Source organism: Ligilactobacillus agilis (assembly GCF_025311475.1).
Taxonomy (GTDB): domain Bacteria; phylum Bacillota; class Bacilli; order Lactobacillales; family Lactobacillaceae; genus Ligilactobacillus; species Ligilactobacillus agilis.
The window spans coordinates 1,178,531-1,192,356 of the sequence record NZ_CP104397.1 but is presented as its reverse complement, the minus strand read 5'-3'; the positions used below and the strand labels follow the sequence as shown (position 1 = coordinate 1,192,356).

Genomic DNA, 13,826 nt, shown 5'->3' with positions numbered 1-13,826 from the left:
AAGTTTCAGTTTGAAACAAGCTAGACATTCTAGTATTTTTAAAACTTGATATAAATCAATTATTATATTTCTATGCCCGGTTATACTGGATATAATAAAGGAGGTAGAAATTATGCAAAAATGGTTATTACGTTATCGGAATTGGTTGACAGCAATAACTGGTGTTCTTATTATACTTGCTTTTTCATCCAAATGGGTTTTTAGTAGTGAGCAGGGTTCAGCTTATCTACTGTTTGTAGCTTCATTAGTTGGCGGTTTACCAATTTTTGTTCAAGCCTATCAAGCTCTTAGAATTAAGGTAATTAGCATCGATCTCTTAGTAACTCTTGCTATTTTAGGAGCATTTGTTATTAAAGAGTTTGAAGAATCAGCTATTGTAGCTTTTCTCTTCTTATTTGGTGCATACTTAGAACAAAGAACATTAGCCAAGACACGTTCTGCGATTAAGAATCTCGTGGAGATGGTACCAGAGACTACTTTTCGTAAACTACACAATGGTGACTTTGAAGAGGTGTCAGTTGAAGAAGTTAATGAAGAAGATATTCTTTTAGTAAAAACTGGTGGAAAGATCCCAGTTGACGGTGAAGTGATATTTGGCTCTGGTACTGCAAATGAAGCAAGTATTACGGGCGAATCTATTCCAGTCTCTAAAGGTTTAAGAGATAAAGTTTTTGCTGGTACCATTCTCGAAAATGGCACTATACAAATACGTACTGAGAAGATTGGGGAAGATACAACTTTTGGGAAAATTATTGAATTAGTAGAAGAAGCACAGGACAGCAAGTCAAAAGCTGAGAGATTTATTGACCAATTTTCAAAATACTATACTCCTTCAGTTTTAGTGTTAGCGATTATTGTTTGGCTTATTAGCCGCAATATTGAGTTAGCCGTTACTATTTTGGTTCTTGGATGTCCTGGTGCACTGGTTATTGGCGTACCAGTTTCAAATGTGTCAGGGATTGGAAATGGCGCACGACATGGTATTTTATTTAAGGGTAGTGATGTCATTACAAACTTTAGTAAAGTTGATACAATGTTATTTGATAAAACAGGAACATTAACTTATGGTAACCCTCAGGTTGCACAGACAATCTATTATAGCAGTGATAGGAGTCTTGCTGAGAGCTTACTGGCTAGTGTTGAGAGAGAATCAGATCATCCGCTCGCGAAAGCAATTGTGAACCGTTACTCAGATTCTGTAGTAGAGGTGATTGACTCAACAGAGGTCGTTCAAGGTGGGGGAGTTGTTGCTCGTATTCAAAATCACCAAGTTCTCGTTGGGAACTCTTATTTGATGAATCAATATAATATTCCTTTCACTAACCAGATGAAGAGCGACATAGCAGGGATGGAAGCAGAAGGGAATTCAATTGTCCTAACTGCTATTGATGGACAAATAGCTCTTGTTGTAGGGATTCGCGACCAGATTAGACAAGGAGTCAAGGAGGATTTAGAGACGCTTAAGAATATGGGAATAAAAAATCTCATTCTATTATCTGGAGATAATCAAGGCACAGTTGATTTAGTTACTAATCAGTTAGGCTTAACCGAGGCTTATGGTCATCTACTACCAGAAGACAAGGCAGAATTTGTGAGAAAACGTCAGGCAAGTGGAGAAATAGTAGCATTTGTCGGAGATGGTATTAATGATAGCCCATCATTGGCCTTAGCAGATATTGGAATTGCCATGGGAAACGGTACAGATGTTGCCATTGAAACTTCAAATGTTGTTTTGATGAATTCGGATTTTCACAGAATCCCTCATGCGATTGGATTGGCTAAAGCCACACGACGTAATATGATTGAAAATATCTTCATTGCATTGCTAGTCGTAGTAGTTCTTCTTATCAGCGTTCTCTCAAGTTCGTGGATGAATATGGCAATTGGCATGTTTATTCATGAAGGTAGCATTCTCGTAGTTATTTTGAATGCTATGAGGCTTTTAAAATATAAAAGAAAATAGAGATTCTTGATAGAAATCAATTTTTTATTCTAAATATCGTACTATATTAAAGATATAATAAGGAAAGGAAGTAAAGATGATGAAAAAAGCTATACTACAGCTTGAAACACTGGCTTGTCCAACATGTATGCAAAAAATTGAGGGAGCCATTAAAAGTGTAACAGGTGTCGATAAGGAAAGTGTCAAAGTTCTATTCAATGCCAGCAAGGCAAAAGTAAATTTTGACGCTAGTATGACAAACATTAATGAAATTGTGAAGGCAGTGCAAGCAATTGGCTATGATGTCCTAAAAGCATCAGAAAAATAATAGGAGAAAGTTACAATGTTAAAACAATTTTTTGAAGCAAACGATGAGATGCTCGATCTATATACAAATGCTATTACAAAAGCTCATGGGAAAAATCATCCGGAAGTCTTTGACGTTCGCAAAGTTTATGAAACAATTCAACATAAAATTAGGGATAATAATTTGGACCTATCAAATGAATTTTCAGAACTAAGAGCTCTTACAAAAGATTATACAATTCCAGATGATGCTTGTGAGACATTAACTAAAACTTATCAGCTATTAAAACAATTTGATGAATTATCTCAAGAATAGGTTTTATCAATTAGAAGGAGGCTATCCATGGTTCAACATATTTGTGTGACACTTGTACCATTATTTCATCATCTGTCAGAAGATGAACAGATTAAAATTAATAGATTGGCACAACACAAACAATTAAAAAAAAATGAAATTGTTTTTAGACCAGGAGATGAAAATCTAGACATCGTGGCTCTCGGAAGTATGAAAGTATTCCAACTGTCTACAAATGGTGATGAACAGCTTTTACGGGTCGTTGAACCAGGTGGCTATGAGGGTGAGAATCAGTTGTTCGGTATTAAAAATGAATCTCTTTTTGGTAAAACTCTTGAAACAACTGAAATTTGTAGATTAAGTAAACAAGCTTTTGATCAAGTAATGCTTAGGAATCCACAAATAGCTCTTAAATTATTTGAATTAAGTGCGCAAAAGATGATTCAAGTAGAGAAACAGGCCCATATTTTATCTATGGAGCGTGTTGGGGAACGGTTAGCGAACTACCTCTTGGATTTGTCAAAAGCAGCGAACGATTATCGGTTCAGTTTACCTATGAAGATGATTGATATCGCGCGATATATAGGGACTACCCCTGAAACTCTTTCTAGAAAATTTAGATTTCTTGAGGATAATAGATTGATAAAACGTTCAGGTAGAAGAATAATTATTCTTAACAGAGATGGTTTAATTGATTTATGAGGTGAAAAATGTCGTTTGACAAATTAAAGGAATATCTACCCTATCGAGGAGAAAAATATATTAAGCCGGAAAAGGCTGGTAATTATCGTCAGTATATGATGGATTTAAGGGACCTAGCTCGACAGGCCCGGGATGAATTCAGTTTAATCAGTAAATCTTTTGAAGACAGGGTAAAGCCATTTAAAGCAGAGCGTGTTAGTCAATGGATGAATCAATCTCAGCTATGTCGTCCACATTTTTGGTGTTATTTCCGATTGCCTTCCGATGATTTGGATGATTCAGCATTGGCTATTCGTCTTTATGGGGAATCTGATAATTTTGGAATTTCCGTTGAGGTTAGTTTTGTAGAAAGAAGGAGGTCTGAAAACAGTTTAGAGAAACAAAATAAAGTTTTGAATCTTCTTCCTTTTGGAGCTATGTATTATTTTGTACAAAAAAATGGTATAAGTTTCAAAATGGATGCAACAGAAGAAAATCGAAAGAATTTACTAAAACAGGTCAAATCAGGTGAGGTTCGTAAGGTCTTGGTTAAACAGGATATTCCAATTGAGACTGACCACTCATTAGAACGGTTAATTGATGATTTATTAAAAAGTTTTGATGAATTACTGCCATTTTATAAGGAAACAAAGAAATAAACTAAAGGATAGGTAGAAGTAACGTAAGCACTCCATAATGAGACGTATGTAAATATTTTCCTAATCCCCCTATACTACTAATATGGACATAGTATAGGAGGATTTTTTTCATGGAAAAGCAAGAGATTGTTAAGTTTAAATCGACACTAAAACGTAAGCCTAAAGCTAAAAACAGAACCAATAAGTTGAGACTAGCTACTGAAATAAAGCTAGACAAAGTGAAAATTTCGCTATATCACGGTGCTGATGTCGAACTTATGAATGATATCTGGGAGTTGGTGAAGAAGCATGCTGGTTAATTATCATACCCCTAGGCATGTGTACATTGTTTGTGGTAACACTGATTTACGTAAAGGAATTGATACGCTGGCAATTTTGATTGCCGATAACTTCGGCTTAGATCTTTACGATGACTCCTTATTTTTATTTTGTGGACGGAGAAATGATAGGTTTAGGGTTCTTTACTGGGACGGTGAAGGGTTCATACTACTTTACAAGCGGTTTGATAACGGACGTTTAACTTGGCCACGAAATAGTGAGGAGGTTAAGGCGTTGGATAGTCAGCAACTTGATTTACTTTTAAAAGGATTAAATCCTTTGCCACAGCCAAAAGTTCATCGTGCCCAAAAAGGTTGATAAGTTTTACGACTTTCTAGATACTATCCTTAATCTAAGTGGTAAATTGAAAAAGGCAATCGGTTATGCCAAGAAATTCCGTACTAGATTGGAAAAGATCTATGAAATTGGTGAATTACCATTATCAAATAACCCAGTTGAACAAGCAATCAGGCCAGCAACTCTAGTCCGCAAAAATTCACTATTTGCGATAACGATAGCTGGAGCAAAAGCTAACGCAATCTGGTACAGCTTAATCCAAACAGCTATAGATGTCTCTAAATATCTCAACTATATCTTTTCATTACTAGAACAGCGAAAAGAGGTTGATGTTGAGGCTTATTTGCCATGGAATTCCGAAGCCAAAGAAAGTTGCGTCGTCGCAAATTAAAAGACCGTAAATTCACATTTTGTGATTTTACGGCCTTTTTTACCAATAACGTCCAATTATGGAGTGATTATGTTTTTTCCCAGCCTCTTTTTAGATAACGTTTTTTAGCGGACAACGATTACTGAACAAGGAGCGTTTTGCGCCATTGCGCTTGCTTGGGAACCGATAAAGATTTGTTTACGGCCAGTGACCGGTTTGGTTTTAGAGCCACAGACTAATAAATCGGGCTGAAACTCTGGTAAAATGTCTTCGATAATGACGGTTGAAGGCTTACCCTCACCTGTAAAAGCGAAAACTTCTTTGACGCCAAAACTTCTAGCCTTATTGACGTAACGGGCTAGGTCGTCACTGACTTGATTGCGCCGCTTTTTCATGATATCTGGACTTAAGGTATCAAAGATGTTGAAGTCTTGAACTTCTAAGATAGAAACAATTCCTAGCGGAGCACCTAAACGTTTAGCGGTAGTAACGGCATAGTTAAATGCGCGGACTGAAGAGTTTGAATCATCTTCGTCGACAGCAACTAGAATTTTGGTAAAACTACGTGGTGTGATTTCGAAATTAATACGATCTGACATAACTTTCCCCTTTCGTTTGGTGGAAAATGATTAAGCTTTGTGATTAGAATTCATTTTGGCAAGGTGTTTATCACCCTTTTTAATTTCAACAATGGTCCAGGCTAACAGCAAGAGAATTGCGACAATTAAAAAGTAGGCGATGCCGTGAGCGACTGAAACTTGGGTAGCAGTTGGGTGTTCGCCAAAGAAGTCGGTAATTGAGTCAGGAAGCCCCTTGAGATTTAGGACCGTTAACGAAATAACGGAGAACCAACCTAAGACCTTAATGATTAGTGAGTTTTTAAACCGCCCCATAGTTGCTTCACTATCGGTCATCATGATTAACGGAATCATGGAAAATGGGAGGGCAAAGGCCAAGAAGACCTGGGAGTTGTTCATTAAGGTATTCAAGGATTGGTGTTCTTGAATGGTACTTTGACCACTGGTGAAAGCAACACACAGTAATACTGGTACCACTGCGATTAAACGCGTAACTAACCGCCGTGCCCACAGAGGCATTTTTAGGTTAACAAACCCTTCCATGATAACTTGCCCAGTTAAGGTCCCCGTAATAGTAGAGTTTTGACCAGAAGCTAAGAGGGCAACTGCAAATAGGACTGATAAAATCCCTGACTTAGCAACTGAAATCAAGACGCCGTTGCTAAGGGTTGAAGTGTCTGAGAGGGCATCGTATAAACCGAAGAAGGAAGCATCTTGGACTGCGCCGGTCTTGAAAACAGCCACCCCCATAATTAGTAACAAACAGTTAACGACAAAAGCAGCTGTCAATTGGATGTTTGAGTCCCAGGCTGAAAATTTAACAGCTTGCGCAACCGCTTCTTCATCGTCATGGTCAATTTGTCTTGTTTGCGAAACCGCTGAGTGAAGATAAAGGTTATGTGGCATTACGGTCGCCCCAATAATTCCTAAAGTCCCCATCAAAGGAGTCATGCCGTTGACAGTTGGTGTCGTTGAAAAAGTTTTAGCACTAGGGATGAAACCACTAAAAACTGCCCCCCAGTCAGGGTTAGAGAGTGCTACTTGGTAAGTAAAAACAAATAAAATCACTAAAATCAAGGCAACAACAATAGTTTCAATTTTTCTAAAACCAACTTTAGTTAACAACAACAGAACTAAGACGTCTAAAACGGTAATAAAGACGGCTAAAAACATTGGAATTCCAAATAAGAGATAAAGGGCAATCGCAGCCCCGATAACTTCGGCAATATCTGTAGCCATGATAGCTAGCTCGGTCATGATCCAAAGAATAATTCCTAAGGTTTTGCCGGTGCGAGCGCGAATGGCTTGGGCAAGGTCTAACTGGGTCACAATCCCAAGTTTAGCTGCCATGTATTGAAGTAACATCGCAACCAAACTTGACATTAAGATAATAGACATCAAAAGGTATTGGAAATTTTGTCCCCCAGTAATCGAAGTTGACCAGTTACCTGGGTCCATATAACCTACGGCAACCAGTGCTCCCGGGCCGGAGTAAGCGAGCAAAGTCCGCCAAAAACCTTTACCCTTTGGAACTTTAACGGTCCCATTAATTTCTTCGAGGGATGGACCGTTAGCGTAAGCGATAAATTTTTCTTTATCGTGCTTAGTTTCATTGTTACTCACAGTGAAAACCACCTTTCTTAAATTAGCACAACTGTATTGTACCTTATTTTACAAGTGTTTGAAAGAAATTTTTAGGCATACCGTAAAATTATTAATTTTTAAAATGATGTATAATAGTGAAGAGAAATTTTTCGTTGAGGTGCTGTCATGAACTATTACTGGCTCTTGTTTTTTGATGCTAATCAGCCTAGACGGCCAGCGGTTTTGCGTCAACTATTGGCCAACCGTCAGAAGGGCTCGGCCTTATACTTTGGCATGCTAGCTAATTGGTTACAATATATCGGCTTATTTAGCGGCTTTGATGAAGCTAAGTTTGACCGCGAAATCCAGCAGCTAGTAACGGCTGCCTATTTAGAAGCAGGTTTGGCTGGATTAACCCTGAGTACCAAGGGGGTAGAATTTATAAACGAGAATGATTTGAAATTAGAGCTAGCGCAACCAAAATTATTTCGGATTTTTCCAATGGAACTAGTAGCCAATCTGATTTTATTGGCAGTTCAAGTCGCTTCGGAGGCCAGTTATCAAAATAAACAGTATTACGTAGTTACTGACAATGTCTACAGCCAATACTTATTTAAACGCTGGCTAACGCAAAGTAATTACGGCCTAACTGGACTGCAAGAAGAATTAGTACCTAGTTTAGCAACTTTTTTAGCCAATGAACCACCACAAAAGGCTGCCATTTTTGCACAAAAATTACGGGGCCATAATTTTCCGGGGCAAACGAATGAGCAACTAGCAACTATTCATGGAAAATTCCCATTTGAAATTGAGCAAATTTGGTTAGACCTGCTCAGTAGGTTTGCTTATTATCTTTACCAAGGCGATGGAAAATTAGCTGAGCTAATGGCCCTAACTCAACCAAACTTTGAGCCAGTACGTGCAAGCAGGTTTAAGACGATTAACGCTTTTATGGCTGGAAATACCATTAAGGAAATCGCCAGCCACTTGCACATAAAGGAAAATACTGTATTAGATCACCTTTATGAGGCCTACATTTGGCATGGAAAACCCGACTTATTAAAACTAGTTTCGGCTAAGGAACAAGAGTTGATGACTAAACTGTTTGTAGAGACAAAGAGGCAAGAAGAGTGGTCCTACCAAGATTTAGTGGCGGTTCAACCAGAAATTGCCTTTTATAAATTTAGAATCTTTGAGATTGCAAGGGGGCGGAAACGGTGGCAAACTTAGAGCAATTTTTAAAACAAACTTACCATTTTAGTTCCTTTAGGCCGGGCCAAAAAGAAGTCATTAATGCCTTGCTGGCTAAGCAGTCAATACTGGCAATTTTACCAACCGGTAACGGCAAATCCTTATGCTATCAGTTTTATGGACGCTACACCAACAAACGGGTACTGATTGTATCGCCTTTATTATCCCTAATGCAAGATCAAGTTAGTCAAATGAAGTACCAAGGTTACCAGCAGGTGATAGCATTGACTTCGGAACAGGATTATTTAACCAGGCAGAAGGTGTTAGCTAATTTAGGGGCCTACCAGTATATCTTTTTGGCTCCCGAAATTTTGCAAAATCAACTGGTTAAGCAGGCCCTCCAAACCCTCAAAATAGGTCTGTTAGTTGTGGATGAGGCCCACTGTATTTCAACTTGGGGGCCTGATTTTCGTCCGGATTACCTGCAACTGGGTAAGTTACAGCGCCTGTTAGGTCAGCCCTTAACCTTAGCTTTAACAGCGACTGCTACGCCCAAGGTTAAAGAAGATATTTGCCAGCAGCTAGGTTTAAGCAAGGTTTACCAGCGTTCGGTCAACCGGGAAAATATCTACTTAGAAGTCTTGAAGGTGGCTAGTCAAAGTCAAAAGGATCAAAAATTGCTAGAGTTAGTTAATTACTTACAAGGACCAGGACTAATTTATTTTTCTAGCAAGAAATTAGCTGACCGTTTAGCTAAGTGGTTGGGGCAACGTAGTCAGTTAAGAGTAGCTGCTTATCATGCGGGGCTTAGCCATTTGGATCGGTATTCGATTCAGCAGCAATTTTTACAAGGACAGTTAGACTTAGTTTGTGCGACTAGCGCTTTTGGGATGGGGGTTAATAAGGAGGATATTCGCTACGTCATCCACTACCACCTACCTAGTGACTTGAATAGTTACGTTCAAGAAATAGGACGGGCTGGGCGGGATGGTAAACAAAGCTGTGCCATTCTTTTATATCAAGCTGGAGATGAATTTATTCAAAGGCAGCTGCTGGAAAATACGCTGCCTGCCCCGCTTGAAATTAGCCAATATTTTATGAGTAAAGCTCAAGGCCAATCTAAAATAAGTTCAGAAAAACAACGGCTCTTAGCAAGTTTTAATGACCAAGTTGCCGGCGAACAAAGGGCGCTAACTTTTTTTGCAGCTAGAAAAAAAGAACGGCTAACAGCACTTAAGCAGATGGCGACCTACGCAAAGACCAGTGGCTGCTTGCGACAGTATATTCTAACTTATTTTGCTGAAAAGCCTGGGCAGCATAATGACTATAACTGTTGTCACAACGCCGACTACTGGCAAACGCTTGCGCAATTAGGCCTAAAAAGAAAGTCCCGTGACGAAAGAAGTAATGCTTGGGCAGGCGAATTTGAATACCAAACAATCTTGGCCCAGTTATTTACCAATTACAACAAATCAGAAGAATAGCCTTTTTAGACTAACAAAAAGATATTAGCTATGGTAAAATAATACGAGTAATACTGTTTAGGAGGAAAATGAGGTATGACTAGTCATAATAAAAAACCGTGGGAAAATACATTTGAAGATGAAAAAGATTCCAAGGGTAACTATTCTCGCACGGTTAACCGCCGCAATACTAAGCGCAATACTGTTTTGACAACATCATTATTGGTAATCTTTATTGTGCTAATATTGGGAACGATTGGGTTATACTTTGTGTCACAGCGGACGGCTTCTGAAGAACAAGCAAGCAGTTCAGTTACAATTGCTTCTACTACTAAGAGTATTTCTAGTAAGAAGACAAGCCATAAGGAAAAAAAGACTACAACTAAAGCTAGCAGTGTAAAGGAAACGGCATCAAGCAGTGAAGCCAGCAGCCAAGCAACCAGTCAAGCTGAGGAAAGTAGCCAAGCGCAAAGTACAGAGTCAGCGCAAGCAAGTAGCCAGCAAGAGCAAAGTCAAGCGGAGGCTAGCAGCCAAGAGCAATCTTCTCAAGAAGCTGCTTCTTATGCAACGGTTGGAGCTGGCCAAGGGATTTACCGGGTGGCCGCTAATAACGGCTTGAGTATTTCTGAATTGTTACAACTCAATCCAGGTTTATCTGCTAACTCAACCTTAACACCCGGGCAAACTGTAAGGGTTAAGTAATAAATTAGATAAATAATATTAAACAAAAAGCGAGGATGCTAGTCAGCCTCGATTTTTTTATGAGGGGTTATTTTTTATGAAGAAGAAATTACAAATTGCAATTGATGGACCCGCTTCTGCCGGGAAGAGCACGGTGGCTAAATTGGTGGCAACCAAATTAGGTTATATCTACTGTGATACCGGCGCAATGTACCGGGCGGTAACCTATGCTGCCATTCAAGCTAAGGTTGCCTTAGATGATGACCAAAAGTTAGCTGAACTGCTGACTGATTTAACTATTGAATTTATACCCGGTCAACCAGAGCAAAGAGTAATTGTTAACGGCCAAGATGCTACTAAGCAAATTCGGATGCCAGAAGTTACCAATAATGTGTCAGTAGTAGCAGCCCAAAAAAGTGTCCGGGCTGATTTGACTAAGCGCCAACAAGAAATAGCAGCTGCCGGTGGAATTGTCATGGATGGACGTGATATTGGCACCACGGTACTACCAACTGCTGAGGTAAAAATTTTCCTAATTGCTTCCGTTGAACAACGGGCATTAAGACGCTACAAGGAAAATATTGCCAAGGGGATTAATACTCCGTTAGCACAGCTAGAAGAAGAAATTGCCCAACGGGATTATAAGGATTCGCACAGAGAAATTTCTCCTCTAACTAAGGCAAGTGACGCAGTAGAACTAGATACAACTCCATTGAGTATTGATGAGGTAGTCGCTGCGATAATGGCAATAATCGAAAAAAAGCAAGCCAATTAATAGTTTTGACTGGAATTTTATATAATAATACGTTAAAATGTAATCTAGAGTTAGTCGTTAAGGAGGACATTGTCCATGAGTGATACAGAAGCAAAAGATTTATTAGCAGCTTTAGATAGCGTACAAGAGGTGAAAATTGGAGACGTAGTTAAGGGTGAAGTTTTAGCCTTTGATGATTCCAAGCAAGCCATTGTCGGAATTGAAAACGCTGGGGTTGAAGGAGTTGTTCCTGCACGTGAATTAAGTGTTAAGGAAGACGAATTACACGTTGGCGACACCTTAGAATTAGTAGTTATTTCTAAGATTGGTTCTGACAAGGAAGGCGGTTCATACCTCTTATCCCAACGCCGCTTAGAAGCACGTAAGGTTTGGGATGACATTGAAAAGAAATTTGAAGCAGGTCAAACAATCACTGCTCCTGTGACTCAAGTCGTTAAGGGTGGTTTAGTAGTAGATGCCGGCGTGCGTGGCTTCGTACCAGCTTCAATGGTATCTGACCACTTTGTTGAAGATTTAAACCAATTCAAGGGTCAAGAATTAGAATTTAAGATTGTTGAAATCGAACCAAGTGAAAACCGCTTAATCTTATCTCGCCGTGAATTAGTTAAGGCTGAACGTCAAGCTAAGAAGGAAGCTGTGATGGCTAAATTAGTTGTTGGTGACGTAGTTGAAGGTAAGGTTGCTCGTTTAACTAACTTTGGGGCCTTCATTGACTTAGGTGGAGTTGACGGTTTAGTTCACGTTTCAGAAATTGCCTTTGAACGTGTAGATAAGCCAGCAGATGTATTGAAGGTTGGCCAAGATGTTAAGGTTAAAGTTTTAGCAGTAGACGCTGACAAAGACCGGATTTCTCTTTCAATCAAGCAAACTTTACCACAACCATGGGACAAGGTAGCAGAAGAAGTTGCTGAAGGTGATGTTTTAGACGGAACTGTTAAACGCCTTACTAGCTTTGGTGCCTTTGTTGAAGTCTTCCCAGGGGTTGAAGGTTTAGTTCACATTTCACAAATTTCACACAAGCATATTGCAACTCCAAATGAAGTTTTGGAATCTGGTCAAGAAGTTAAAGTTAAGGTCTTGTCAGTTAATGCAAGTGACCACCGTTTAGCTTTATCAATCAAGGCTTTACAAGAAAAGCCAGCAGCTGAAAAGAAAGAAGCTGCACCTAAGGCTGAAGAAAAGGTTACTTTACCAGAAGAAGAAACAGGTTTTACTTTAGGTGACCTTGTTGGTGATGAATTAAAGAACAACGACTAAGTTTTGTTTAGTTGATATTTTTGGCTGGCCCGAAAGTCTTACCTTTGGGTCAGTTTTTTATTGAGATTAGAAAGAAAAGAGGGGATCTAATGGCAAATCCAGTTGTAGCGATTGTTGGGCGGCCTAATGTTGGTAAGTCAACCATCTTTAATCGAATTGCAGGGCAAAGGATTTCAATTGTCGAAGATATTCCAGGCGTTACTCGTGACCGCATCTACGCCAAAAGCGAGTGGATGGGGCAAAAGTTTAACATGATAGACACAGGTGGAATTGATATCGGCGATGAACCATTTGTGACGCAAATTACTGAACAAGCTCAAATCGCAATTGAAGAAGCAGACGTGATTGTCTTCTTAGTTTCAGCTAAAGAAGGTGTGACCGATGCAGATGAAAAAGTAGCACGAATTTTATATCAAACCGATAAGCCGGTAATTTTGGCTGTAAACAAGGTAGATAACCCAGAGTTGCGGGCCGAAATCTATGATTTTTATTCACTTGGTTTTGGCGATCCCGTTCCAGTTTCAGGTACGCACGGAATCGGGACCGGTGATTTATTGGACTTAATTTGTAAAGCTTTCCCAAAAAGAGAAGCGGTAACAGAAGATCAGACTGTCAAGTTCAGCTTTATTGGCCGGCCTAACGTGGGTAAATCCTCCTTGGTAAACGCAATTTTAGGAGAAAATCGGGTGATTGTTTCAAATATTGAAGGAACAACCCGGGATGCTATTGATACTAAATTTGTTACGGAAGATGATACCGAGTTTACCATGATTGATACTGCCGGAATTCGGAAAAAAGGAAAAGTCTACGAATCAACGGAAAAATATTCGGTCTTAAGGGCCTTACAAGCAATAGATCGCTCGGACGTTGTCTGCGTAGTTTTAAACGCCGAAGAAGGAATCAGAGAGCAAGATAAGCACGTTGCTGGCTATGCCCATGAGGCAGGGCGGGGGATTATCATTGTCGTAAATAAATGGGATACTTTGAAAAAAGATAACCATACCATGAAAGACTTTGAGAACTTAATTCGCCAAGAGTTCCAATACTTATCTTACGCGCCAATTATTTTTGTTTCTGCTAAAACGAAACAGAGGTTAGCCAACCTACCTGCTTTAATCAAGCGGGTTAACGCTAACCACGAGCGGCGGATTGCTTCGGCGGTCTTAAATGACGTTGTTATGGACGCAATCGCACATAATCCGACTCCAACTGACAACGGGAAGAGATTGCGGGTTTATTATGCAACTCAGGTGGCCGTTAAACCACCAACTTTTGTGATTTTTGTCAACGACCCTGAATTAATGCATTTTTCTTATGAACGCTTTTTAGAAAATCAAATTCGAGCTGCCTTTGACTTTGAAGGAACACCAATCCACCTCATTGAACGGCGGCGCAAATAATTTTCATGTGATCGTTTTCTTTTGCTTAA

16 protein-coding genes are annotated in these 13,826 nt (G+C 39.4%); 14 read left to right on the top strand and 2 right to left on the bottom strand.

The features are described 5' to 3' along the window. The first annotated feature begins 112 nt into the window (after positions 1-112). The 8 genes from N4597_RS05920 to N4597_RS05885 all read left to right on the top strand — a co-directional run bounded on the left by N4597_RS05920 (position 113) and on the right by N4597_RS05885 (position 4,889). Positions 113-1,963, top strand: a complete 1,851-nt coding sequence (locus tag N4597_RS05920) for a heavy metal translocating P-type ATPase (protein WP_260902861.1) — start codon at positions 113-115, stop codon at positions 1,961-1,963. A 79-nt stretch (positions 1,964-2,042) separates the two neighbouring features. Continuing rightward, complete coding sequence (locus N4597_RS05915; protein ID WP_037619394.1) at positions 2,043-2,270, top strand: heavy-metal-associated domain-containing protein; 228 nt, start codon at positions 2,043-2,045, stop codon at positions 2,268-2,270. 15 nt (positions 2,271-2,285) lie between these two features. Next, the gene (locus N4597_RS05910) at positions 2,286-2,564 is read left to right on the top strand and encodes an iron-sulfur cluster repair di-iron protein, ric (RefSeq protein ID WP_094129469.1); all 279 of its coding nucleotides are present in this window, start codon (positions 2,286-2,288) and stop codon (positions 2,562-2,564) included. 27 nt (positions 2,565-2,591) lie between these two features. Further along, positions 2,592-3,245 (top strand): Crp/Fnr family transcriptional regulator, encoded by a 654-nt coding sequence (locus N4597_RS05905; protein ID WP_260902855.1) that lies wholly within the window; start codon positions 2,592-2,594, stop codon positions 3,243-3,245. Positions 3,246-3,253: 8 nt separating this feature from the next. Further along, positions 3,254-3,883, top strand: a complete 630-nt coding sequence (locus tag N4597_RS05900) for a hypothetical protein (protein ID WP_047343138.1) — start codon at positions 3,254-3,256, stop codon at positions 3,881-3,883. 110 nt (positions 3,884-3,993) lie between these two features. Next, positions 3,994-4,182, top strand: a complete 189-nt coding sequence (locus N4597_RS05895) for a hypothetical protein (protein WP_260902854.1) — start codon at positions 3,994-3,996, stop codon at positions 4,180-4,182. Then, positions 4,172-4,519 (top strand): IS66 family insertion sequence element accessory protein TnpB, encoded by a 348-nt coding sequence (gene tnpB, locus N4597_RS05890; protein WP_167588691.1) that lies wholly within the window; start codon positions 4,172-4,174, stop codon positions 4,517-4,519. Before N4597_RS05895 ends, tnpB begins: the two co-directional genes overlap by 11 nt. Further along, a complete protein-coding gene (locus N4597_RS05885; RefSeq protein WP_202022482.1) occupies positions 4,503-4,889 on the top strand; it encodes an IS66 family transposase in 387 nt (128 codons plus the stop codon). Before tnpB ends, N4597_RS05885 begins: the two co-directional genes overlap by 17 nt. Positions 4,890-4,993: 104 nt before the next feature. Here the strand turns inward: N4597_RS05885 and N4597_RS05880 are convergent, their stop codons facing one another. Together N4597_RS05880 and N4597_RS05875 are read right to left on the bottom strand one after the other, a co-directional pair. After that, entirely contained in the window at positions 4,994-5,467 is a 474-nt protein-coding gene (locus N4597_RS05880) for a universal stress protein (protein WP_056977526.1), read from the bottom strand. Between the two features lie 30 nt (positions 5,468-5,497). Continuing rightward, positions 5,498-7,069, bottom strand: coding sequence for an Nramp family divalent metal transporter (locus tag N4597_RS05875; RefSeq protein ID WP_225363535.1), 1,572 nt, complete (start codon positions 7,067-7,069; stop codon positions 5,498-5,500). Positions 7,070-7,216: 147 nt separating this feature from the next. Here N4597_RS05875 and N4597_RS05870 point away from each other — a divergent pair, with 147 nt between their 5' ends. The 6 genes from N4597_RS05870 (at position 7,217) to der (ending at position 13,797) form a co-directional block, all read left to right on the top strand. Continuing rightward, positions 7,217-8,260, top strand: a complete 1,044-nt coding sequence (locus tag N4597_RS05870; RefSeq protein WP_167588693.1) for a helix-turn-helix domain-containing protein — start codon at positions 7,217-7,219, stop codon at positions 8,258-8,260. Further along, positions 8,248-9,705 (top strand): RecQ family ATP-dependent DNA helicase, encoded by a 1,458-nt coding sequence (locus N4597_RS05865; RefSeq protein WP_260902851.1) that lies wholly within the window; start codon positions 8,248-8,250, stop codon positions 9,703-9,705. Before N4597_RS05870 ends, N4597_RS05865 begins: the two co-directional genes overlap by 13 nt. A gap of 75 nt (positions 9,706-9,780) precedes the next feature. After that, positions 9,781-10,386: a LysM peptidoglycan-binding domain-containing protein gene (locus tag N4597_RS05860; RefSeq protein WP_089144149.1), complete on the top strand. Its 606-nt coding sequence runs from the start codon at positions 9,781-9,783 to the stop codon at positions 10,384-10,386. Between the two features lie 76 nt (positions 10,387-10,462). Beyond that, positions 10,463-11,140, top strand: coding sequence for a (d)CMP kinase (gene cmk / locus N4597_RS05855; RefSeq protein WP_167588696.1), 678 nt, complete (start codon positions 10,463-10,465; stop codon positions 11,138-11,140). A gap of 75 nt (positions 11,141-11,215) precedes the next feature. Next, the gene (rpsA, locus tag N4597_RS05850) at positions 11,216-12,397 is read left to right on the top strand and encodes a 30S ribosomal protein S1 (RefSeq protein WP_172574104.1); all 1,182 of its coding nucleotides are present in this window, start codon (positions 11,216-11,218) and stop codon (positions 12,395-12,397) included. 89 nt (positions 12,398-12,486) lie between these two features. Beyond that, the gene (gene der, locus N4597_RS05845; protein WP_056977540.1) at positions 12,487-13,797 is read left to right on the top strand and encodes a ribosome biogenesis GTPase Der; all 1,311 of its coding nucleotides are present in this window, start codon (positions 12,487-12,489) and stop codon (positions 13,795-13,797) included. Positions 13,798-13,826: the final 29 nt, after the last annotated feature.

Bases quoted from the DNA above. Each gene is read 5' to 3' on its own strand.
- rpsA (WP_172574104.1), top strand. From the start codon at position 11,216: ATGAGTGATACAGAAGCAAAAGATTTATTAGCAGCTTTAGATAGCGTA.
- N4597_RS05895 (WP_260902854.1), top strand. From the start codon at position 3,994: ATGGAAAAGCAAGAGATTGTTAAGTTTAAATCGACACTAAAACGTAAG.
- N4597_RS05915 (WP_037619394.1), top strand. From the start codon at position 2,043: ATGAAAAAAGCTATACTACAGCTTGAAACACTGGCTTGTCCAACATGT.
- N4597_RS05860 (WP_089144149.1), top strand. From the start codon at position 9,781: ATGACTAGTCATAATAAAAAACCGTGGGAAAATACATTTGAAGATGAA.
- cmk (WP_167588696.1), top strand. From the start codon at position 10,463: ATGAAGAAGAAATTACAAATTGCAATTGATGGACCCGCTTCTGCCGGG.
- N4597_RS05905 (WP_260902855.1), top strand. From the start codon at position 2,592: ATGGTTCAACATATTTGTGTGACACTTGTACCATTATTTCATCATCTG.
- N4597_RS05870 (WP_167588693.1), top strand. From the start codon at position 7,217: ATGAACTATTACTGGCTCTTGTTTTTTGATGCTAATCAGCCTAGACGG.
- N4597_RS05880 (WP_056977526.1), bottom strand. From the start codon at position 5,467: ATGTCAGATCGTATTAATTTCGAAATCACACCACGTAGTTTTACCAAA.
- N4597_RS05920 (WP_260902861.1), top strand. From the start codon at position 113: ATGCAAAAATGGTTATTACGTTATCGGAATTGGTTGACAGCAATAACT.
- N4597_RS05910 (WP_094129469.1), top strand. From the start codon at position 2,286: ATGTTAAAACAATTTTTTGAAGCAAACGATGAGATGCTCGATCTATAT.
- der (WP_056977540.1), top strand. From the start codon at position 12,487: ATGGCAAATCCAGTTGTAGCGATTGTTGGGCGGCCTAATGTTGGTAAG.
- N4597_RS05900 (WP_047343138.1), top strand. From the start codon at position 3,254: ATGTCGTTTGACAAATTAAAGGAATATCTACCCTATCGAGGAGAAAAA.
- tnpB (WP_167588691.1), top strand. From the start codon at position 4,172: ATGCTGGTTAATTATCATACCCCTAGGCATGTGTACATTGTTTGTGGT.